At 64.1% G+C, this 20,232-nt stretch carries 21 protein-coding genes; 13 read left to right on the top strand and 8 right to left on the bottom strand.

The features are described from left to right. Nucleotides 1–95 precede the first annotated feature (95 nt). Nucleotides 96–422, bottom strand: coding sequence for a flagellar hook-basal body complex protein FliE (fliE, locus tag DOM54_RS11515; protein WP_110716439.1), 327 nt, complete (start codon nt 420–422; stop codon nt 96–98). A 305-nt stretch (nt 423–727) separates the two neighbouring features. On the opposite strand from fliE, the gene fliF reads away from it, so the two are divergent. From fliF to fliR, 13 genes are all read left to right on the top strand, one after another. Further along, on the top strand, nt 728–2,566 hold the full coding sequence (fliF, locus tag DOM54_RS11520) for a flagellar basal-body MS-ring/collar protein FliF (RefSeq protein WP_110716440.1): 1,839 nt from the start codon (nt 728–730) through the stop codon (nt 2,564–2,566). Further along, nucleotides 2,563–3,561: a flagellar motor switch protein FliG gene (gene fliG / locus DOM54_RS11525; RefSeq protein WP_110716441.1), complete on the top strand. Its 999-nt coding sequence runs from the start codon at nt 2,563–2,565 to the stop codon at nt 3,559–3,561. The genes fliF and fliG overlap by 4 nt, the downstream gene beginning before the upstream one ends. After that, complete coding sequence (locus DOM54_RS11530; RefSeq protein ID WP_110716442.1) at nt 3,548–4,333, top strand: flagellar assembly protein FliH; 786 nt, start codon at nt 3,548–3,550, stop codon at nt 4,331–4,333. The genes fliG and DOM54_RS11530 overlap by 14 nt, the downstream gene beginning before the upstream one ends. After that, complete coding sequence (fliI, locus tag DOM54_RS11535; RefSeq protein WP_110716443.1) at nt 4,308–5,747, top strand: flagellar protein export ATPase FliI; 1,440 nt, start codon at nt 4,308–4,310, stop codon at nt 5,745–5,747. The genes DOM54_RS11530 and fliI overlap by 26 nt, the downstream gene beginning before the upstream one ends. 173 nt (nt 5,748–5,920) lie before the next feature. Next, nucleotides 5,921–6,376 (top strand): flagellar export protein FliJ, encoded by a 456-nt coding sequence (fliJ, locus tag DOM54_RS11540; protein ID WP_240613889.1) that lies wholly within the window; start codon nt 5,921–5,923, stop codon nt 6,374–6,376. Between the two features lie 290 nt (nt 6,377–6,666). Then, nucleotides 6,667–7,851 carry a flagellar hook-length control protein FliK gene (locus DOM54_RS11545; RefSeq protein WP_162619842.1) on the top strand — a complete coding sequence of 395 codons (1,185 nt, stop codon included), beginning with the start codon at nt 6,667–6,669 and terminating at the stop codon, nt 7,849–7,851. Between the two features lie 215 nt (nt 7,852–8,066). Then, nucleotides 8,067–8,537 carry a flagellar basal body-associated protein FliL gene (gene fliL, locus DOM54_RS11550; RefSeq protein WP_110716677.1) on the top strand — a complete coding sequence of 157 codons (471 nt, stop codon included), beginning with the start codon at nt 8,067–8,069 and terminating at the stop codon, nt 8,535–8,537. 18 nt (nt 8,538–8,555) lie between these two features. Further along, nucleotides 8,556–9,563 (top strand): flagellar motor switch protein FliM, encoded by a 1,008-nt coding sequence (gene fliM / locus DOM54_RS11555; protein WP_110716446.1) that lies wholly within the window; start codon nt 8,556–8,558, stop codon nt 9,561–9,563. Then, on the top strand, nt 9,556–10,089 hold the full coding sequence (gene fliN, locus DOM54_RS11560; RefSeq protein WP_110716447.1) for a flagellar motor switch protein FliN: 534 nt from the start codon (nt 9,556–9,558) through the stop codon (nt 10,087–10,089). The genes fliM and fliN overlap by 8 nt, the downstream gene beginning before the upstream one ends. Further along, on the top strand, nt 10,086–10,514 hold the full coding sequence (gene fliO, locus DOM54_RS11565; RefSeq protein ID WP_110716448.1) for a flagellar biosynthetic protein FliO: 429 nt from the start codon (nt 10,086–10,088) through the stop codon (nt 10,512–10,514). Before fliN ends, fliO begins: the two co-directional genes overlap by 4 nt. Before the next feature lie 62 nt (nt 10,515–10,576). Continuing rightward, nucleotides 10,577–11,284: a flagellar type III secretion system pore protein FliP gene (fliP, locus tag DOM54_RS11570; RefSeq protein ID WP_110716678.1), complete on the top strand. Its 708-nt coding sequence runs from the start codon at nt 10,577–10,579 to the stop codon at nt 11,282–11,284. A 57-nt stretch (nt 11,285–11,341) separates the two neighbouring features. Next, nucleotides 11,342–11,611 (top strand): flagellar biosynthesis protein FliQ, encoded by a 270-nt coding sequence (gene fliQ / locus DOM54_RS11575; RefSeq protein ID WP_110599955.1) that lies wholly within the window; start codon nt 11,342–11,344, stop codon nt 11,609–11,611. 16 nt (nt 11,612–11,627) lie between these two features. Continuing rightward, nucleotides 11,628–12,419 carry a flagellar biosynthetic protein FliR gene (fliR, locus tag DOM54_RS11580; protein WP_110716449.1) on the top strand — a complete coding sequence of 264 codons (792 nt, stop codon included), beginning with the start codon at nt 11,628–11,630 and terminating at the stop codon, nt 12,417–12,419. 166 nt (nt 12,420–12,585) lie between these two features. Here the strand turns inward: fliR and flgL are convergent, their stop codons facing one another. The 7 genes from flgL to DOM54_RS11615 form a co-directional block, all read right to left on the bottom strand. Beyond that, on the bottom strand, nt 12,586–13,797 hold the full coding sequence (flgL, locus tag DOM54_RS11585; protein ID WP_110716450.1) for a flagellar hook-associated protein FlgL: 1,212 nt from the start codon (nt 13,795–13,797) through the stop codon (nt 12,586–12,588). 85 nt (nt 13,798–13,882) lie between these two features. Further along, nucleotides 13,883–15,511, bottom strand: a complete 1,629-nt coding sequence (gene flgK / locus DOM54_RS11590) for a flagellar hook-associated protein FlgK (protein WP_110716451.1) — start codon at nt 15,509–15,511, stop codon at nt 13,883–13,885. A 146-nt stretch (nt 15,512–15,657) separates the two neighbouring features. Then, a complete protein-coding gene (gene flgJ / locus DOM54_RS11595) occupies nt 15,658–16,749 on the bottom strand; it encodes a flagellar assembly peptidoglycan hydrolase FlgJ (protein ID WP_110716452.1) in 1,092 nt (363 codons plus the stop codon). Further along, nucleotides 16,749–17,819 (bottom strand): flagellar basal body P-ring protein FlgI, encoded by a 1,071-nt coding sequence (locus tag DOM54_RS11600; protein WP_240613872.1) that lies wholly within the window; start codon nt 17,817–17,819, stop codon nt 16,749–16,751. Before DOM54_RS11600 ends, flgJ begins: the two co-directional genes overlap by 1 nt. 74 nt (nt 17,820–17,893) lie before the next feature. Then, nucleotides 17,894–18,550 (bottom strand): flagellar basal body L-ring protein FlgH, encoded by a 657-nt coding sequence (locus DOM54_RS11605; RefSeq protein WP_110716454.1) that lies wholly within the window; start codon nt 18,548–18,550, stop codon nt 17,894–17,896. 56 nt (nt 18,551–18,606) lie between these two features. Further along, complete coding sequence (gene flgG, locus DOM54_RS11610; protein WP_110716455.1) at nt 18,607–19,389, bottom strand: flagellar basal-body rod protein FlgG; 783 nt, start codon at nt 19,387–19,389, stop codon at nt 18,607–18,609. Nucleotides 19,390–19,450: 61 nt separating this feature from the next. Further along, nucleotides 19,451–20,218 carry a flagellar basal body rod protein FlgF gene (locus DOM54_RS11615; protein WP_110716456.1) on the bottom strand — a complete coding sequence of 256 codons (768 nt, stop codon included), beginning with the start codon at nt 20,216–20,218 and terminating at the stop codon, nt 19,451–19,453. Between the last annotated feature and the right edge of the window lie 14 nt (nt 20,219–20,232).

A 20,232-nucleotide genomic window follows, 5' to 3' on the forward strand; every position in this document is an offset into this window, starting at 1 on the left:
ACTTCCGCCGCGGGGGAACGCGGCAGGGATGCCCACCCGGGGCCGGCGGTGCCTGGGCACGAACCGGAAGATCGCAGGGCAGACATCACCGAGCGCTAGACTTGCAGACCCATGATCTCTTTATAGGCAGTTACCAGGCGGTTACGCACCTGAACCCCCATGTCGAAGGAGACACTCGCCTTCTGCATGTCGATCATCACGTCATTCAGTGCCACGTTCGGATCCCCGGCCTGGAATGACATCGCCTGCTGGTTGGCGACCTGCTGCATCTGATTGATTCGTCCAAGCGATGCCTGGAGCTCACCGGCAAAACTGCCACCGTTCTCGGTCAGTGCTTGCGGCGATGCCGCGGCCTGGCCGCTTGCCTGGGTCGATAGCGCCTGCATCTGCTGAAGCGCTGCTTGAATGGCTGGAGCACTCATTTGGGGTCCCTGTATGACGATGCTCACGGTCATGATGCCGGGAGCCGTCGTGGTAATCGACGCTGGCAGCCTATCAACAGCGTGACTACGACCATCGCGGTAAATGCGTGCGAAAACACCGGCTTTTCCCACCTTCAGCGTTAACAGACCGACACATAATGGCTGCCATCAAACTAACGCCCCGGCCAGAGCCACATCGGAGCAGCATCCCGAGCGTGTCGAGGTACGGATGAGCAGACGCGTTGCAGGGAGCAGACTACTGCCATGTTGTCGAGTTGCACCACGTGCCATGATCGGAGCACGACATGAGCACGGCCACGTCGCCCAACGACACCACAAGCCCAGGTAATTCGTCCGCACGGCCATCGACCCGGCAAACCGCGTCGGAGACTGCCGCTGGCGGACGCGACTGGTTGAGCAAGCTGCAGGGAAACCCGCGCATACCGCTCATCGTGGCCGGCGCCGCAGCCGTCGCCGTCGTGATCGCGCTGCTGCTCTGGGCTCGCGCGCCGGAGTACCGCGTCCTCTACTCTACCCTGACCGATGCCGACGGCGGTCGCATCATCAATCAGCTCGACGCCATGGGCGTTCCCTACCAATTCAGCGAAGGCGGTCAGGCGCTGCTGGTCCCCGCCGACCAGGTCAGGCCCATTCGCCTCAAGCTGGCGGAGCAGGGTCTGCCCGAGGCCAGCGGCGTCGGCTTCGAGCTGATGGACGATCAGGCCTTCGGCATCAGCCAATTCGCCGAGCAGGTCAACTACCAGCGCGCGCTGGAGGGCGAACTGGCCCGCACCATCGGTACGCTGGGCAGCGTCGCCCGGGCCCGCGTCCATCTCGCCATGGCCAAGCCGTCGGTATTCGTCCGCGAGAGTCAGCCCGCCACCGCCTCCGTCGTACTTGATCTCCAGCCGGGCCGGGTCCTGGGCGAGGGTCAGGTCAATGCCATCGTGCACATGGTTTCCAGCAGCGTGCCCCAACTGGCCGTAGACGATGTCACCGTAATCGACCAGAACGGCGACCTGCTCAGCCGCCCCGCCAGCAACGCCAGCCAACTCGACGGCAGCCAGCTCGATTACGTCAGCAACCTCGAGAACCAGTATGCCGATCGCATCGAGGCGATCCTCGCTCCCATCGTCGGCGCGCGCAACGTCCGGGCACAGGTCACCGCCCAGGTCGACTTTTCCCAGCGGGAGCAGACGGCGGAACGCTATGGTCCCAATCAGGCACCGAACGAGGCAGCGGTTCGCAGCCAGCAGAGCAGCGCTTCGTTCCAGAGCAACGGCGATCTCGCCATGGGCATCCCCGGTGCCTTGAGCAACCAGCCGCCGGGTACCGTCGCCTCGCCGATCAACGCTGCGGCAACCCAGGCTCCGGACCCGGATCAGAACGCCGCCGACGACAACGGCAACCAGGCCGACGGTCAGGCAACGGACACCCAGGGCACGGACACCCAGACCGCGAGCAATACCGACACTGGCCAAGTGCATCGTGACAGTACGATCAACTACGAAGTGGATCGCACCGTCGAACACGTCAAGCAGCATAGTGGCGACATCGACCGTCTCTCGGTCGCGGTCGTGGTCAACTATCGCGACGGCGTCGATGATGCGGGCAACCCGACCCGCGTCGCCCTGAGCGACACGGAGATGGACCAGATCCGTGGCCTCGTGCGGCAGGCGATGGGCTTCTCGGAGGCACGCGGCGACGACCTCGCGGTCGTCAACAGCCCCTTCCAGGCCAATGCGCCGGAGTTCAACACGCAGCCGTGGTGGCAGACGCCGGAGGTCTGGAGCCTTGCCAAGAGCGTGCTGAAATATCTCGTCGTGGCGCTGGTCGCACTGTTCCTGTGGTTCAAGCTGGTCAAGCCGTTGATTCGTCGCCAGACCCGCGAACCGGTGCCGGCACAAGCGGCTTCGCCGATGTCCGCCAGCGATGCGGCGGCCGCGGCGGCAAGCTACCAGAGTGTCGGCGGGGGCGCCGGTGTCGACAGCGCGAGCCGCACCGGTGGTGCGTCGCGTGGACGAGATCGCAACCGGCGCGGTGCCTCGAGTTACGAGCAGGATCTCAAGGACGTCCGTGAAATCGCCCAGGAAGACCCGCGCCTGGTCGCCATGGTCGTCAGAAGCTGGATGGATAAATCATGACGACGGCAATGACCGGCGCCCGACGTGGCGCCATCCTACTGCTCTCATTGGACGAGGATAGCGCGGCCGAGGTATTCAAGTACCTCTCGAGCCGCGAGGTGCAGGACATCAGCCAGGAGATGGCCAAGTTGGGGCAGGTCTCCCACGAGGAGATGGCGCTCGTTCTGCGGGAGTTCCACGACGAGACCGAGCAGTTCACCGCCATCAACCTGCACTCCAACGATCATATCCGCGCGGTACTGACCAAGGCCCTGGGCAGCGAGCGCGCCAGCAGTCTGATCGAGGACATCCTGGAGAGCTCCAACACGGCCTCCGGTATCGATTCGCTCAATCTGATGGAGGCGTCGATGGTGGCAGAACTGATCCGCGACGAGCATCCGCAGATCATCGCCACCATCCTGGTGCACCTGGAGCGCGGCCAGGCTGCCGATATCCTCGAGCTGTTCGACGAGAAACAGCGCGATGACATCATGCTGCGCATCGCCACATTCAGCGGCGTGCAGCCGGCGGCACTGCAGGAGCTCACCGAGGTGCTCAGCTCGATGCTGGACGGCACCAATCTCAAGCGCAGCAAGATGGGCGGCGTGAGAACCGCGGCCGAAATTCTCAACCTGATGAATTCCGCGCAGGAGGAGCAGGTCATCAACGTGGTCCGCGCCCACAGCGAAGATCTGGCGCAACGCATCATCGACGAGATGTTCCTGTTCGAGAACCTGCTGGATATCGACGACCGTGGCATCCAGCTGGTGCTACGCGAGATCGAGACCAACTCGCTGGTCATCGCGCTGCGGGGCGCGGAGGACGCGCTGATCGACAAGTTCACGCGCAACATGTCCCAGCGTGCGGCACAACTGATGCGCGAAGACATGGAAAATCGCGGGCCGGTGCGCCTATCCCAGGTGGAGAACGAACAGAAAGCGATCCTCGGGGTCGTGCGGCGACTGGCGGACTCCGGCGAAATCGCCCTGAGCGGTGGCGACGATGGCTACGTCTGATCGTGACAGCCACCCCACGTCCGGCGCCCATGGCGAGTGGCACCGGTGGCAGATGGAGGAGCTGGGCTACCCGCCCGCTTCCGAGCCGTCCGCCACGCATGCCGACGCTCGCCGGCGTCGCCAGCGTCAGGATGCCGAGGCCAAGGCACGCCGGAGCATCGCAGAAAAAGCCCGACTCGAGGGGCTCGAGCAGGGCTACCGCGAGGGACACGAGCAAGGCTACCAGGCTGGCTACAGCGGGGGTGTCAAGGAGGGTAACGCCGCCGCCGAGCTGGAGTTCAACAAGCGGCTGGACATGTCGCTGGCCCCACTCGCCGGCCTGGCCGACAATTTTCGCTTGGCGCTGGCGTCGCTCGACGCCGAGATCGCGGACCAACTGGTCGAACTGGCGCTGATCGCCGGTCGCCAGTTGGCCGGCGAATCGCTGGCTGCCAAGCCCGAACATATCCTCAGCGTGGTGCGGGAACTGCTCGATGCCGACACCACGCTGAACGGCAAGCCTCGGCTCTGGCTGAACCCGCAGGATCTCGAACTGGTGAAGTCGACGATGAGCGATACGCTCGAGGCCAGCGGCTGGGAATGCCACGCCGACCCGACGCTGGAGCGTGGCGGCTGCCGCGCCACCAGCGCCGGCGGCGGCCTGGATGCGAGCCTGAGCACCCAGTGGAAGGCCATTCTCGATCAGCGCCGACGCTCGCGAACCGGTTCGGCCTCCACGGAGTCAACGCTCGTGAAGGGAAATTCCGATGACGGAGAAGCGCCCGGTGAGTGACATCGGCCAGTCGTCAAAGGCACCGGAAGTGGCCTCCCATCATCAACGCTGGCGCCTGGCGCTTGACAAGGTCACCCAGCGGGTCGAATCGCTCTCCCACTACCGTTACGAGGGGCGGGTCACCCGCGCCACCGGACTGGTGCTGGAGGCCGTAGGTATCCGTCTTCCCCTGGGCAGCGCCTGCCTGATAGAACTCTCTGCCGGCACCGGGAACGGCGAGGGCGAACGGTTTGCGGAAGCCGAAGTCGTCGGCTTTTCCGGGGACAAGTTGTTCCTGATGCCACTGGCCGACACCAGCGGCCTGCTCCCCGGCGCCCGCGTACTGGCACTCAGCGGCAACCGCCTAGACGTTGCCAGCGCGAGACGCTTTCCGCTGGGCGACGGGCTGCTGGGGCGCGTCGTCGACGGCAATGGCCGCCCTCTCGACGACCACGGCCCCCTCGAGCAGTTGCCACACGCCCCCCTCGAGACACCCCCCATCAACCCCTTGGCCCGAGCCCCCATCGACACCACCATCGATGTCGGGATTCGCGCCATCAACGGCCTGCTGACCGTGGGTCGCGGCCAGCGCATGGGCCTGTTCGCGGGCTCCGGGGTGGGCAAGAGCGTACTGCTGGGCATGATGGCCCGCTACACCGACGCCGACGTCATCGTCGTCGGCCTGATCGGCGAGCGCGGGCGCGAGGTCCAGGATTTCATCGAGAACATCCTCGGAGAGCAAGGATTGGCCCGCGCCGTGGTGGTGGCGGCCCCCGCCGACACCTCGCCGCTGCAACGCATGCAAGGCGCCGCCTATGCCACGCGCCTGGCGGAGGATTTCCGCGACCAGGGGCGCAACGTGCTACTGATCATGGATTCGCTGACGCGATACGCCATGGCCGCTCGAGAGATCGCCCTGGCGATCGGAGAGCCTCCGGCCACCAAGGGCTATCCCCCGTCGGTATTCGCCAAGTTGCCGGCGCTGGTCGAACGAGCCGGCAACGGCAAGCGCGGCGGCGGCTCGATCACCGCGTTCTACACCGTCCTGACGGAAGGCGACGACCAGCAGGATCCGATCGCCGATTCCGCTCGCGCCATCCTCGACGGCCATATCGTCCTATCGCGGCAGCTGGCGGAGAGCGGCCACTACCCCGCGATCGATATCGAAGCCTCGATCAGCCGCGCCATGCCGGCGGTAGTCGATACCAGGCGTCTGCGTCAGGCCCAGGGGTTCAAGCAGATGATCTCCCGCTACCAGCGCAACCGCGACCTGATCAACGTCGGCGCCTATGTCAGCGGCCAGGATCCTCAACTCGACCGCGCCGTCGCCCTCTATCCAAGGCTGGAGACGTTCCTGCAGCAACGGATGAACGAGACGGCTGGAATCGACCATACCCACACCGAGCTCGACCGGCTCATCCCGATCAACGACTGACCTGTGATCCTGGCGCATCGTCCCCTACCCCCTGATCTCGAACGGGAATAGTGGCTTTTTTTAGCGCTTATCGAACCTTTGGGGTGGCATCGGCGCGGTCACAATGAGAGCCGTTGAATTCTCCCGTCGCCATGATGACGGACGAATGGATAGGAGGTAACGCTTTGGCCAACATGCAAGCCATGGAGATGCTCCGAGACCTGGCACAACGCAGTAGTGACAAGGCCGTGGAGAGTCTCGGCCAGTTACAGCGTCAGCAGCAGGAAGCCCAGACCCAACTGGGTCAACTCCAGCGCTATCGGGAAGAGTACCAGCGCAAGCTGCACGACAGCCTGACGCAAGGCGTTTCCTCCAGCCAGTGGCGCGACTACCAACAGTTCATCGGCTCTCTCGACAAGGCGATCGAACAGCAGCAGCGACGGCTCGGCGAGCACCAGACGCGGGTCGACAGCGGCAGGCAGCATTGGCAGGGCGAACGCCGCAAGCTCAACGCCTATGAGACGCTGCATGCTCGGGGAGAGCGCGATGCCGCCTATCGTCAGGCTCGCCAGGAGCAGCGTCACAGCGACGAGATGGCCGCGCAGCTGCTACGTCGCCAGCAAGACGCCCGACACTCGCAGCAAAGCTGAATTAGAGATTCGGCGCACCGAATCGAGGCCTGATCCGAAGCGTCACCCGACCACGAAACCGACGGCCCCCGCCCATGGAACTTTCTGCAATCACTGCCCTGACCTCGCCCCCGGATCGTAGCGCGAGTACCAAAGACAGGGCCTCCAGCGAGAGCGCCCCCTTCGCCGACTCCCTGCAGCGGGCGACGGCCGAAAAATCACCGCGACCGGCCGCACAGGCCGGCGCGAGCGCCGCGAAGGCACCAAATTCGGACGCCAATGGCCGGGCGAGCGGTGATCTGGCGAACGCCGTGGCGGCACAATCGCCTGCCACCGAGGAGGCCGAGGCCGGCAGCGCGCCGCCGGTCGCGCCTGCCGTTCCCGTTCTGCGGGGGCTCGACGAGGAGGACATGTCCAACCTTCGGGCCATCCTGGCCAGCCTCTCGCCCGCTGCCGACGATCCGTCGGACACGAAAGCGATCGATGGGGAGTCGAGCCCGCTCGATGCCGAATCTCTGGCGGCCATGGTCGCCGGCTTGCCGCTCGCCGTGGTGTCGCAGCCACCGAATGCCGCGAGCGGCAATGGGCCCGCCTTGCCGAACGTTGGGCAACGGGCCCTGGCACAGCAGATCCTCAAGGCCACCGCCACTGCATCGCCGGCCGATGGTCCCGCCGCACTCGAGGCATCACCCGTCGACGTCGATCAGGCTGGAACCCCGGATCGCGCCAAGGCACCGACCAGCCCGCCAGGATTCGGGGGGTTGCTGTCAGCCGTCGATAGCCGGCGCAGCGATGGCACCATGCCAGGGGCCAATCCCGGCGTTACCGCCATGAATGGTCAAGCGCCCGTCCTTCCCGGCGCGCCGGACAGCGCGGCCGTGGCCACGGCCAGCCAGATTGGCGATGCCGCATCGATCAGCCTGCCCGAGCGAAATACCCAGGATGCCGGCCCCGTTCCGACGCCCCGCTCGGATTTCGGCTCGTTGGCGAACGCCACTACGTCACCGACCGGCGCGGCGAGCCCCGCATCGGCGGGCTCCTCGACGCCCGGCTTGATCAATGCCCCGGTACAGTCTCCCCAGTGGCCAGCGTCCTTCGGCCAACAGGTACTGCAGATGCACCAGCGCGGCGACCAGCAGATGTCGCTTCGCCTTCATCCCCAGGAACTGGGGCCACTGAGCGTCTCCCTGACGGTCCAGGATCAGCAGGCACAGCTTCAGATCCTGTCGACGCACGCCCCAGTTCGCGCCGCCGTCGAAGCGGCAATCCCCCAGTTGCGTCAGGCGTTGGCCGATAGCGGCATCGCGCTGGGCGAGACGATGGTGGGCGATCAAGGCCACTTCCAGCAGGGTCACTCCTCCGGCGATGACCGTCCGAACCGCGGCGGGAGCGCTGCCGGCTCTTTGTTGACGGCGACGGGCATCGAGCCGGTCGATGACGTCACGGCGCGCGGTATCACGTTGACCGGCAATGGCAACATCAACCTTTACGCCTGACCGGCGCTGCCGATAACACGGATGACGGTTGGCCCGTGCCAGCCGTGACACCACGTCGTGCGGTGAGCCGACGACCGCAGCTTCCCTCCCTGTAGCACCGTGACACGAAAGGGGAAGTTGACCGACCGGAAGGCGTCTTTTCCGTCGATCGCCAGGTCTCCTGCCACCGCATAATCCGCTGCAACTTCCAGAGATGACCCGTAATGGCAGAAGCGATGGCCGCACCCCGTAAAAGTCGATCCCTACTCGTGGTAGGGCTCCTGATCGTCCTGCTGGCGATCGCGAGTTCGATCGCCGTGTACTTTTTCCTCGACGCCCGTGGTGGCAGCGAGGCGACCGATGTCGTCGAGGAGCAGCCGACCGAACCTCCGATGCCGATATTCGTGACCATCCAACCGTTCACGGTCAACTTGCAGAGCGACTACGGCGACCGACTGCTCTACGTGGGTCTGTCGCTGCGCGTCAACGACGATCAGACCAGTGAGTTTCTGACCCAGCACATGCCGGAAGTTCGCAGCCGGTTGCTGATGCTGCTGTCCGGCAAGAGTGCGGAGGAGCTGATCAAGCCCGAGGGCAAGATCAAGTTGAAGCAGCAGATTCTCGGTCTGTTCGACGACCCGATCACCACGCCACAGCCCACGTTATCCATCAGTGACGTGCTGTTCTCCGATTTCATCGTGCAGTAAGCGGACGCCAGGCCAACCATGTCCCAAGACGACCTGTTATCGCAGGAAGAGATCGATGCCCTCCTCAACGGCGTCAGCGGCGATGACGACAAGCCCGCCGACGAGCCGCAAGGCGAGCGTCGCACCCGCCCCTTCGATCCGGCAAATCAGCATCGGGTCGTTCGCGAGCGCCTGCAGGCGCTGGACATCATCAACGAGCGTTTCGCGCGCCTGTTTCGGGTCGCGCTGTTCAACCTGATTCGACGCAGTGCCGACATCACCGTCTCCGGCGTGCGCTACCAGAGCTATAGCGAGTTCGCGCGCAACCTGCCGGTACCGACCAACCTCAACCTGATCAGCCTCAGGCCGCTGAAGGGAACGGCTCTGCTGGTGTTCCCGCCGGGCCTGGTCTTCATGGTGGTGGACAACCTGTTCGGTGGCGACGGGCGATTCCTGACCAAGTCGGACGGTCGCGAATTCACGGCCACCGAACAGCGGATCATCCAGCGCCTGATGTCGTTGGCACTGGAGGGCTACAGCGATGCCTGGAAATCGATCTATCCCCTGGAGATCGATTACATGCGCTCGGAGATGCAGGTGCGCTTCGCCAACATCACCAATTCGCCGAACGAGATCGTCGTCAACAGCACGTTTCATCTCGAAGTCGGCAATCTGGCCAGCGACTTCAACATCTGCATACCGTTTTCCATGATCGAACCGATTCGGGACATTCTCTCCAGCCCGATCGGCACGCTCGACAGTGACGATACGCAATGGGAATCGCGCATGGCAGGCGAGATCAAGCAGACCCAGGTCGAGCTGATCGCCGATTTCGTCAAGATCCCCTCGACCATTGGCGACGTGCTGTCGCTGGAGGTCGGGGATGTTCTTCCCATCGACATTCCCAAGGCCATCGACGTGCGCGTCGACGGTGTGCCGGTCATGACCTGCGAGTACGGTAACCGACAAGGCCAGCGCGCACTGCGGGTGAAACATCTTATCGACCATGGTACGTACTCCGCCATGAAGGACTTCGACAATGAGTGACGATCAAAAACCGGGATCCCAGAAGGGAGCCTCCGACACGGCCGGCGACAGCCAGCAGGAAGCCGAGGATCTGTGGGCCGCGGCGATGGCGGAACAGGGCGTGGAGCCCGAGACCGAAGAGACTGAAGCGCAGGCTGCCGAGACAGAGCCCGCCCAGGCACCCGATGTCGACGCCAAGGCGAAATCGACGCCCGCGACGGCAAGCTCGGTGGATGCCGGTATCTTCCAGTCCTTCGATCAGGGGGGAAGCGATACTCGCCAGCCCCGCGACCTGGGCGTGGTGATGGACATCCCGGTCAAGCTCTCGGTGGAGCTGGGCAGAACCCGCATCACCATCAAGCAGCTGCTGGAGCTCGCCCAGGGCTCGGTCGTGGAGCTGGACGGTCTCGCCGGCGAACCCATGGACATCCTGATCAACGGCTACCTCATCGCTCAGGGCGAAGTGGTGGTCGTGGATGACAAGTACGGGATTCGAATCACCGAGATCATCACGCCGTCCGAGCGCGTCCAGAAATTGAACCGATGAACGAAGCTACCCTGCAGCAGGCTACCCAGGGCGGCGGCGGTGACAGCATCGGTCTGCTGATGATGGGCAAGACCGCGGTCTCCCTGCTGGTTGTCGTCGCGATCATCCTGGCCTGCGCCTGGCTGCTCAAGCGCCTAGGCCCCAATCGGCGGGCAGGTACCCAGCATCTTCGCGTGGTGGCCAGTACGCCGGTGGGACAGCGCGAACGCGTGGTGATCGTCGCCGTCGCGGATCGCTGGCTGGTGCTGGGGGTCGGAGGCGGACAGGTGACCAGACTGGACACTCTCGAGCCACCGACGACGCCCGACGTCGAGCCCCCGGGATCAGCGCCTGGCGGCTCCTTCGCCAGCCGCTTCGCCCAGGCGCTGAAGCAGAATGCCCGGGGCGCGGTTCGCGGCCGGCAGAATGGACGGGACGGCAGCTAGTGGTGATGACGCTCCGACTCAACCCACGCCACCTCGCCGCCGGCCTGGTGGCGGCGCTGGCAATGACCGCAAGCCAGTGGGCGCTGGCGCAGGCCCTGCCCGGCATCGTCAGTGAGCCAATGCCCGATGGCGGCCAGCGCTGGTCGCTGAGCCTGCAGACCCTGCTGTTCCTGTCGTCGCTCGCCTTCCTGCCGGCGATGCTGCTGATGATGACCTGCTTCACCCGAATCATCATCGTCCTGGGGCTTTTGCGCACGGCCATGAGCACGCCGTCGGCACCGCCTACCCAGGTCCTGCTGGGACTTGCGCTGTTTCTCACCTTCTTCATCATGTCGCCGGTGCTCGACCGGGTCTACGACGAGGCCTGGCAGCCCTTCTCGGCCGAGCAGATTTCACTGGAGGAGGCACTCGACCGGGGTAGCCAGCCATTCCGTGAATTCATGTTCGCGCAGACCCGCGAGGCCGACCTGGCGATGTTCGCCCGCATCGCCGACATCGGCGCAATGCAGGGCCCGGAGGACGTTCCGATGCGGATCCTGGTACCGGCATACGTCACCAGCGAATTGAAGACGGCATTCCAGATCGGCTTCACGATCTTCATTCCGTTCCTGATCATCGATCTCGTGGTGGCCAGCGTGCTGATGGCGCTGGGGATGATGATGGTGCCACCGGCCACGATCTCGCTGCCGTTCAAGTTGATGCTGTTCGTGCTGGTCGACGGCTGGCAGCTCCTGATCGGTTCGTTGACCCAGAGCTTCTATTTTTCCTGAGTTCCTGACATGAATCGCGTCGTGATGGCATGTCCCGGGACCGCAAGGAGGTGAGCAATGTCTCCCGAGATGGTAATGAGCCTCGCCTATCAGGGCATGAAGGTGACTCTGATGATGGCCGCGCCGCTGCTGCTGACCGCGCTGCTGATCGGCCTGTTGGTGAGCCTGTTCCAGGCCGCGACGCAGATCAACGAGATGACCCTCTCCTTCATCCCCAAGATCCTCGGTGTCTTCGCCATGCTGATCGTGTCCGGCGCCTGGATCATCCAACTGCTGGTCAACTTCACCCGGGAACTGCTGCAGAACATTCCCCAGATGGTCAGTTGAGACGCTGCCGCCGGCGATGATCGACATCACCTCCGACCAGTGGCTGGGCTGGCTGCAGCTGTTCTTCTGGCCCACCGTTCGCATCCTCGCGTTCTTCATGGCCTCTCCGCTATGGAGCCTTCCCAGCGTACCCACGCCGGTCAAGGCCCTGTTCGGCGCCGCCATCGCCATCGCTATCGCGCCGTCACTGCCAGCGATGCCGACGATCCCGCTGTTCTCGCTGGAAAGCCTCGGCATCATGATGCAGCAGATCCTGATTGGCATTTCCATGGGGATGGTGCTGCGGATCATGATCGCCGTGGTGCAGACCGCCGGCGAATTCATCAGCATGCAGATGGGGCTGGCATTCGCCACGTTCTATCAGCCGGATGCCGGTACCAACACCATGGTGCTGTCGCGAATGCTGGAGATGCTGACACTGCTGATGTTCCTTGCGATGAACGGGCACCTGATCACCATCGAGATCCTGGCCTGGACCTTTGAGGCGCTGCCCGTCGGCGCGACCTCGATCGATGCCAGCTTTGCCGAGACCCTGGCCCGCTGGGGAGGCACCATCTTCTCCTCGGGCCTGCTGATGGCCATCCCTATCGTCACCGCTCTGCTGCTGATCAATCTGTCGCTGGGCATCCTCAACCGGGCTTCTCCGCAGCTGTCGATCTTTTCCGTGGGTTTCCCGATGACGCTGACTGCCGGCCTGGTACTGATCACCGCACTCATGCCGGATCTTGGCGGGTTCTGGAACGACCTGTTCACCCAGCAACTGCGCTTCATGCAAGGCATGATCGAGCAGATGGGGGGTACACCCTGAGACGACGGGGTCGGCCCGAAAGTCATCGCCCCCATGGGCACGATGCCACTGTCGAAAGACACCAACGAGAAGGGCGCACCCACTGGATGCGCCCTTCTTGCTGCTATCGCCCTGCCGCTCCCGCCCTCGACCGCTACCCCAACCGGCCGCCGGAGCGCCTGTATGCTCACATCATCTCGAACAACGACGTTCCCTGGAGGTCGACGAAGGCTTTCTGCGCTGCCTGCAGCCCGACCTGGCGCAGCACGTAATCGGAGATCGCGGTGGTGTAGTCGAGATCGATCAAATCGCTCTGGGTCTGGGTGTAGCTGATCTTGCGATCGCTGCCCACGGTATCGAGTGTGTCCAACTCGTTGAGGCGCGCGCCGACGGAAGCCCGAACGGTCAGCACGTTATCCAGCGCGTTGTCCATCTCGCGGCTGGAAGTCGACAGCGTATTGGCGAAGGCAGCCTTGTCGGCGTCGGAATCGAGCGGGTTCTCCAGCGCCGAGAGCATGTTCTCCAGCGTGGTGAAGACATCCGGATTCATGTTCTTCGCGGTGCGGACGTCCAGCGCATCACCATCTGCCGGCGTGCCTTCCAGGGTGAGACGTATCCCGCCGAACTCCAGGGTGGCGCTGGTGCCGTCGTAATTGCCGGTGGTGTCGCCATCCGGTCCGCTGATCGTGTAGTCGAAAGTGCCATCGCCATTGGCACTGAACGAAATGGCGTAATCGTCACCATACCCCGGCGCAGTGGTATCGACGACTTGCGGGCCAGTGAACGTCAGTGCCCCGGCGTTATCGGCGCCGGCCCTGGCGACATAGCCGGCCCCTCCCGCCACGGTCTGGAATACGTCCCGGCCGGTATTGCCCACTTCCATCAGGCGCGAGGAATCCACTTTCTGCTGGCGAACCTGATCGGAGCCGGCATACTGCACCGCGCCGGAAGCATCCTTGACGAAAGGCTCGGCTCCGTCCTGATAGCCACCGAACAGATAGCTGCCGTTACCGTCGGTCGAGTTGGCCTGGCCGAGAAGCGCTTCGTAGACGCCGCGCATCTCGGTCGCCATCGACTGGCGATCCGCATCGCTCATAGTGCCGTTGCCGGCCTGGATCATGAGTTCCTTGGCACGGGACAGCGAGTCGGAGACGCTGTTGAGAACGCTCTCCTCCTGGCTCAGCGAGTTGCGTGCGGTGATCCGGCTGTCATTCTGCTGGGCGTTGGAAGCCAACGACTGCGACACGCCGACCGCACGCGAGGCGGCCTGGGGATCGTCGGAGGGACGCACCACGCGCTTGCCGGAGGCGATCTGTTCGCCCACCTGCATGAAGGCGCCCTGCTGGCGGTTCATCGAGCTGACACTGCGCTCGAACATCATCACGGTGCTGACACGCACGGCTCTCTCCTCGAAGGCGCCTCGACTCGGCGCACTCAATGGCTATTCAATAACGACGCGAGGTCGGCTCTTGGCGATCACTGGATCAGGCCCGCAGGCCCAGGATCGTATCCAGGATGGTCGAGCCCGCCTCGATGATCTTGGCGTTCGCCGAGTAGTACTGCTGGTACTGCAGCAAGTTGGCGTACTCTTCATCCAGGTTCACGCCCGAGTCGGCCTGCTGGTAGGCGAAGAGCTGGTCGCTCAACCCCGTTTGCGTGGTGAGGTTGGCCTGGGTGATCGCGGCCCGATTACCGACATCGCTGACCAGCGAGGCGTAGCCCCCGCTGAATGTCTTGCTGCCGCCGACCAACCTCTGATTCTGCAGGTCAAGCAGTGCCAAGGCGTTGCGGTTATCGCCGCTACCGCCACTGTCGGCATCCGCGGCGGCAATCTTGTCGGTATCGGCTACCGCCACCTCGAACACGCCCGCGGCGTTGCGCGTCGGCTGGAGCATGAAAACGTCACCCTCGGCGGGCGTGCCACTCGGCGTCAGGGTCACGCCACCGACGGATAGCGTGCCATCTCCCGCTGGCAATACCGAACGGATCTCGCCGCTACCGAGGTTCTCTACCGAATAGCTGCCGTCCGCCTGATAGGTGAGCCGATAATCGTCAGCCGTCAGCTCGCTGACATCACCATACTCGGCGGCCAGCGAACCGGTTCCGTTATTGACCGCACTGCTGATGACGGTCGGGCTGCCGATGGCGAAGAACGCCTCGCCGGCATCGCCGTTCAGATCCACCCCGGCTTCATGCTGGGCGTTGAAGCTGCGGGCCAGCGTCACCGCCAGCTGGCCGAGCTGATTCTGGGCGCTATCGAGGGTTTCGCTACGGAAACTGAGCAATCCGCCCAGCTCGCCTCCCTTGATGACGGATTCCTTGAGCGCAGAGCGCGTTCCACCGCCATCTTCATAACCAAGCGTGATGGACGAGGGATCTTCATTGTCCTTCATCGCCACCAGATCGAACGACTTGTTGCCCGCGACCAACGGCATGCCGTTGGAGAGCGATACCTGGTAAGTGGACCCGTCCTGCACCTGAACGTTGACGTCGACCAGATCGCCGAGATCGCTGACCAGCTTGTCGCGCTGATCGAGCAGGGCATTGGGCTCTTCACCGCTACGGGCCCGCGCCAGCGTCACCTGCTTGTTGAGATCGGCGATCTGGTCGCTGAGGTTGTTGACCTGAGTGACCACGTCGCCAATCTGGCCGTTGATGCCCTCGCGCATGTCGCTGAGATAGCCGTCATAGGCACGGAACTGCGCCGCCATGCTGCGAGACGTACCCAACACACCTTCCCGAGCCGCCGCATCTGCCGGCGAACCGGTCAGATCCTCGACACTGGAGAAAAAACCCTGCATCAGCGTCGTCAGGCCAGAGTCGCTGTCCGCCAGCAGATCGTCGATCTGATTGACCTGGCTCTGGTAGGTCTCCAGTGCCGACTGCCGGCTGTTGACCTGATTGAGCTGCGAGCTGATATAGCTGTTGTACTGGCGCTGGATACCGTCGACGCTGACGCCGGATCCGGCGCCGCCGCCACTGGCATTCTGGCCCAGTAACGTCAGTTGTCGACTATAGCCATCGGTATAGACATTGCTGATGTTGTTGCTGGTGGTGGACAGCGCGTTCTGTGCTGCGCTCAACCCACTGAGACCAATCGAAAACAGGCTCATATCGCTATCCCGTGAAACGCCATCAAGAGTCCGGCGCGGATCCGTGCAAAGTTATGATTTCTATCGGCTGTATCCGCCATTTCTTGAATCCTGGCCGGGGCGATTTCGCAACGTTTTGTTACTGCGCACCGCCATTCGGACAAGTCCTAGAAAATCGCGGAAGGTAACGTATCCGGACCGAAGGGGTTGTCGTCATCGCTGGCGGCGGCCGCCAGTAACCCGCGGTCAGGGATGACGTCCAATCCGCCCAATTGCGCCATGATCGCCTGGAGCTTCGTGGCATATCGCGGATCCGTGGCGTAGCCGCCCTGCTGCAACGCCAGGGCCGCCTCGTCGGGCGACGAAGCCGCCACCACCCCTTGATAGCGGGGGTTGTCTCCGATCAATCTGGCGTAGTCGGCGAACGCCTCCGTATAGGAGTCGTAAACGCGGAACCGGTCGGCCATCTTGATCGGCCGGCCGTTCACGTATTCGGTGGTGGTGATTTCCGTGGTGGCGCCCTGCCAGGACCGGCCGGCCTTGATGCCGAACAGGTTGTGACTGTTTCCACCCCCTGCCGTGGGGATCTCACGCTGCCCCCAACCGGTCTCGAGTGCGGCCTGGGCGAGGATCAGTTGGGCCGGCACACCCGAGGACTGCTCGGCGCGTTGGGCCGGCCCAGCCAACTGCTCGAGGAAGGCACGAACGTGGGCCGGGCGGTCGTCGAAGTCGGCGCCCGACATCCCGGTTGTCCCTGCAGCCGCGAACTCGCTGGCGGTCGCGCCGCCACCGGAGGACCCGGGCACCGCCATGTCGTGCCGGGACACGTCCGGCGCGAATCCGGGGGTACGCAGGCCGCCGTGCAGCAGCCGCGGCGTGCCGCGGGGGATACCGGCAATCAAGGTCGAGGCGTCATCCCCCTTGCTGGCGGTCGGCAGCGCCGATGTCCCGGGCAAACCGCTACCCTCGAGTTGCTGCATGAGTTGATCGGCCAGTCCCAGCCCCTTTCCCGCCAACTGCTGGGCCCACTGCTGATCCTGCATCGATCGCATCATGTCCATCTGATGGCTCTGCAGCAGCCCGGACTTGGGACTGGCATCGCGCATGCTCTTGAGCATCATCTGCAGAAAGACGGCCTCGAACTGGCGCGACGCTTCCTTGAGGCTGCCCTGCGGAGAATTCGCCGCGCTGTACTTGAGCCGCTGGACGCTCTGGACATCGAGCGCGAACTGGCCGGAGAGATCGTTGCCCAGTGCCATCAGATGATATCCAGTTCAGCGTTGAGCGAACCTGCGGACTTCAGCGCCTGCAGGATCGACATCAGATCCTGTGGCGAGGCCCCCAGGGCATTCAGTGCATTGACGACATCCATCAGGTCGGCGCTGGTCTGGACCACCTGCAGTGCCCCACCCTCCTGCTGCACGCTGATATCGGCGTTCGGCACCACGACCGTATCGCCACCGGCCAGCGCGTTGGGCTGACTGACCTGTGGATTGGAGTCGATGACGATCGACAGGTTGCCGTGGGCGACCGCCGCGCGGTTCAACGTCACGGTATCCGACAGCACCACGGAGCCGGTGCGGGCATTGACGATTACCTTGGCGGGGCCGCGCTCGGTGGTGACGTTGACCCCCTGCACCCGGGCCAGGAAGGTGACGCGATCGTTGCTGTTGGCCGGTAGCTTGAGCTGTACCGTCCGCCCATCGAGCGCGGCCGCCACCGGCGCGCCGAACTCCTGGTTGATCGCCGCCACCATCCGGCGTGCGTTCTCGAAATCGGACTGTTTGAGGAACAGGTCCAGCGTGCCGCTGGCGTCGCCCAGGCGCACCGGCACCTCCTGCTCGACCAGCCCGCCCCCCGGAATTCGTCCCGCCGCCAGGTGGTTGACGGACACGCTGCTGCCGGCCGCCTGGGCACCGGCGCCCCCGACGTAGACGTTGCCCTGGGCCAGGGCATAGACACGACCGTCCGCGCCCTTGAGCGGTGTCATCAGCAGCGTACCGCCCCGCAGACTGTCGGCGTTGCCGACGGAAGAGACGGTGACGTCAATCTCTTGCCCCTGGCGCGAGAACGGTGGCAACTTCGCGGTCACCATGACTGCGGCGACATTACGCAGCTGCATGTTGGTGCCAGCCGGAATCGTCACCCCCAGTTGCGACAGCAGGTTGGTGATGCTCTGGCCGGTGAACGGGGCCTGGGTGGTCTGGTCTCCCGTACCGTCGAGACCGACCACCAATCCATAGCCGACCAGCGGGTTGTCACGCACGCCCGAGAAGTTGGCGAGATCCTGGATGCGCTGGGCCTGCGCACCGAGGCTGAGCAGCAGCATCGTCACCAGCACCAATGTTTGCGCCAGCGACGGGCGGCAGGACCGGATAGAACGAAACAGGCGGATCATAGGCATCAGAAAGGCGAGACGTTGAGGAAGAAGCGCTGCAGCCAACCCATGGTCTGCGCTTCATTGATATAGCCGTCACCGATGTACTCGATGCGGGCATCGGCGACCTGGGTCGACTGCACGGTATTGGCACCGGTGATCGCCCGGGGGTTGACCACGCCGGAGAACCGGATGTACTCGGTGCCCTGGTTTATCGCGATCTGTTTCTCCCCCCGGACCTTGAGGTTGCCATTGGCCAGCAGGTCGTAAACGGTCACGGTGATCGTCCCGGTAAAGGTGTTGTTGGCATTTGCCCCCCCGGAACCGTTGAACACGTTCTCGCCCGCCAGATCCGTGCCGTACCTTTCGAGGAAGTCGATCGGGTTGGGCACCACCCCCGGCGTGAAGGTGGTGGATCCGTTGCGAGTGGCGTTCGCGGCGGAGTTCTTGCTGGCGCTGACCTGCTCGTCGAGCACGATGGTGATGATGTCGCCGACCTGGCGCGGGCGCCGATCCTCGAACAGTGGCTGGAAACCAAAGCGCGCCTGGTAGATGGAGCCGTTGGCCTGGGCCGGCGGCGTCGAGGGAATTTCCACCGGTGCGGAATTCTCGACCACGGAGTGCCTGGGGATCTGCGCACAGCCCGCCACGACCAGCGCCAGCCCCAGGCTGATCAGCATCATCACTCTGCGCCACGTCGTGGCTAGTTCTGCGGTCAGCAACACGCGACTTCCCCGGTTTATAGCTGCGTCAGACGCTGGAGCATCTGATCGGACGTTTCGACGGCCTTGCTGTTGATCTCGTAGGCACGTTGCGTCTCGATCATGCTGACCATCTCCTCGACCACATTGACGTTGGAGGTCTCGACATAGCCCTGGTAGAGCTTGCCAGCGCCATCCAGGCCCGGGTTGAGGTCGGTACGTGGACCCGAAGCATCGGTCTCGAGGTACAGGTTCTGGCCGATGCTCTGGAGTCCTGTCGGATTGATGAAGGTGGAGAGCATGATCTGCCCCACTTCATTGCTCTGGGACGTTCCCGGCTGGGTGACGGATACGGCACCGTCCTGACTGACGGTGATCGAGAGCGCGTTCTGCGGGATTACGATCGGCGGATCGACGGGATAGCCGCTGGCGGTGACCAGTTGGCCGTTCTCGTTGACCTGGAAACTGCCGTCGCGAGTGTAGCCGGTGGTACCGTCCGGCATCTGCACGGCGAAGAACCCCTTGCCGTTGATCGCCAGGTCGCGGGAGTTTTCGGTATTCTGCAAGCCACCCTGGGTATGCAGTCGCTCGGTCGCCACGGGGCGAACACCGGTACCCACCTGCATGCCGGAGGGCAAGGTATCGACTACCGACGACTGAGCGCCTGGCTGGCGCACGTTCTGGTAGAGCAGATCCTCGAACACCGCGCGAGATCGCTTGAAGCCGTTGGTCGAGACGTTGGCCAGGTTGTTGGAAATCACATCCAGTTTGACCTGTTGCGACTCCAGACCGGTCTTGGCCGTCCATAGAGATTTGATCATGACAGGAACCTCACTATCGGTGCGCTAGCGCGGGGGCCGGCACCGCTGGTCGAAATTGGCATCAGCTGGTCAGCGAAAGCAGACTGTTGGCGCGCTGCTCGTTCTCGTCCGCGCTTTCGATCACTTTCATATGCATGTCGTAGCGCCGGGCGCTGTCGATCATCGAGATCATCGCGTCGGTCGGGGTGACGTTGCTGCCCTCGAGCGCCCCGGGAACCAGCCGCCGGGTATCGTCGGCCGGCAACGGGGCCGCGACGTCCTCGCCTTCTGCCGGCACCCTGCGGAACAGGCCATCTTCCCCGCGCACCAGATTGTCATTGCCCGGAACCACCATCTTCAGGCGCGCCAGCGGTGCCACGGCGTCCGGGTTCTGGCCCGGCTCCAGCACGCTGATCGAACCGTCCGCCGCGATCGTCACGTCGCCCCCGAGCGGCACCACAATAGCCTGGCCATTGTCGGAGAGGACCGGGTTGCCGAGCGACGTCAGCAGGCCGGTGGCGTCGACCTGGAGATCGCCGCGCCGGGTGTAGGCCTCGCCGCCGTCCGGCGACTGCAACGCCAGCCAGGTGTCGCCGCCCTGCAGCGCGACGTCGAGGCTGCGCCCGGTGGTACTGATGGTGCCCGGCGTGAAATCGGCGCCGGGCGTGGTCATCATCGAAGCGATGCGCGTCGGCAGGCGCGCGTCGCCCTCCACGGGCACCGCGCGGAAAGCCATCAGCTCGCCACGAAACCCAGGGGTACTGACGTTGGCCAGGTTGTTGTTGACCACCGACTGCTGAGCCATGGTCTGGCTTGCGCCACCCCCGGCGGTATAGAGAATCCGGTCCATGCTGAAACCCTTTG

Source organism: Salinicola acroporae, from assembly GCF_003206615.1.
In the GTDB taxonomy this organism is placed as follows: domain Bacteria; phylum Pseudomonadota; class Gammaproteobacteria; order Pseudomonadales; family Halomonadaceae; genus Salinicola; species Salinicola acroporae.

What these genes read in the sequence shown, in the direction of transcription:
- fliE (WP_110716439.1), bottom strand. Translation starts at nt 422, where the DNA reads ATGAGTGCTCCAGCCATTCAAGCAGCGCTTCAGCAGATGCAGGCGCTA.
- fliF (WP_110716440.1), top strand. Translation starts at nt 728, where the DNA reads ATGAGCACGGCCACGTCGCCCAACGACACCACAAGCCCAGGTAATTCG.
- fliG (WP_110716441.1), top strand. Translation starts at nt 2,563, where the DNA reads ATGACGACGGCAATGACCGGCGCCCGACGTGGCGCCATCCTACTGCTC.
- DOM54_RS11530 (WP_110716442.1), top strand. Translation starts at nt 3,548, where the DNA reads ATGGCTACGTCTGATCGTGACAGCCACCCCACGTCCGGCGCCCATGGC.
- fliI (WP_110716443.1), top strand. Translation starts at nt 4,308, where the DNA reads ATGACGGAGAAGCGCCCGGTGAGTGACATCGGCCAGTCGTCAAAGGCA.
- fliJ (WP_240613889.1), top strand. Translation starts at nt 5,921, where the DNA reads ATGCAAGCCATGGAGATGCTCCGAGACCTGGCACAACGCAGTAGTGAC.
- fliL (WP_110716677.1), top strand. Translation starts at nt 8,067, where the DNA reads ATGGCCGCACCCCGTAAAAGTCGATCCCTACTCGTGGTAGGGCTCCTG.
- fliM (WP_110716446.1), top strand. Translation starts at nt 8,556, where the DNA reads ATGTCCCAAGACGACCTGTTATCGCAGGAAGAGATCGATGCCCTCCTC.
- fliN (WP_110716447.1), top strand. Translation starts at nt 9,556, where the DNA reads ATGAGTGACGATCAAAAACCGGGATCCCAGAAGGGAGCCTCCGACACG.
- fliO (WP_110716448.1), top strand. Translation starts at nt 10,086, where the DNA reads ATGAACGAAGCTACCCTGCAGCAGGCTACCCAGGGCGGCGGCGGTGAC.
- fliP (WP_110716678.1), top strand. Translation starts at nt 10,577, where the DNA reads ATGACCGCAAGCCAGTGGGCGCTGGCGCAGGCCCTGCCCGGCATCGTC.
- fliQ (WP_110599955.1), top strand. Translation starts at nt 11,342, where the DNA reads ATGTCTCCCGAGATGGTAATGAGCCTCGCCTATCAGGGCATGAAGGTG.
- fliR (WP_110716449.1), top strand. Translation starts at nt 11,628, where the DNA reads ATGATCGACATCACCTCCGACCAGTGGCTGGGCTGGCTGCAGCTGTTC.
- flgK (WP_110716451.1), bottom strand. Translation starts at nt 15,511, where the DNA reads ATGAGCCTGTTTTCGATTGGTCTCAGTGGGTTGAGCGCAGCACAGAAC.
- flgJ (WP_110716452.1), bottom strand. Translation starts at nt 16,749, where the DNA reads ATGGCACTGGGCAACGATCTCTCCGGCCAGTTCGCGCTCGATGTCCAG.
- DOM54_RS11600 (WP_240613872.1), bottom strand. Translation starts at nt 17,819, where the DNA reads ATGCTGCTGCTCAGCCTCGGTGCGCAGGCCCAGCGCATCCAGGATCTC.
- DOM54_RS11605 (WP_110716454.1), bottom strand. Translation starts at nt 18,550, where the DNA reads ATGATGCTGATCAGCCTGGGGCTGGCGCTGGTCGTGGCGGGCTGTGCG.
- flgG (WP_110716455.1), bottom strand. Translation starts at nt 19,389, where the DNA reads ATGATCAAATCTCTATGGACGGCCAAGACCGGTCTGGAGTCGCAACAG.
- DOM54_RS11615 (WP_110716456.1), bottom strand. Translation starts at nt 20,218, where the DNA reads ATGGACCGGATTCTCTATACCGCCGGGGGTGGCGCAAGCCAGACCATG.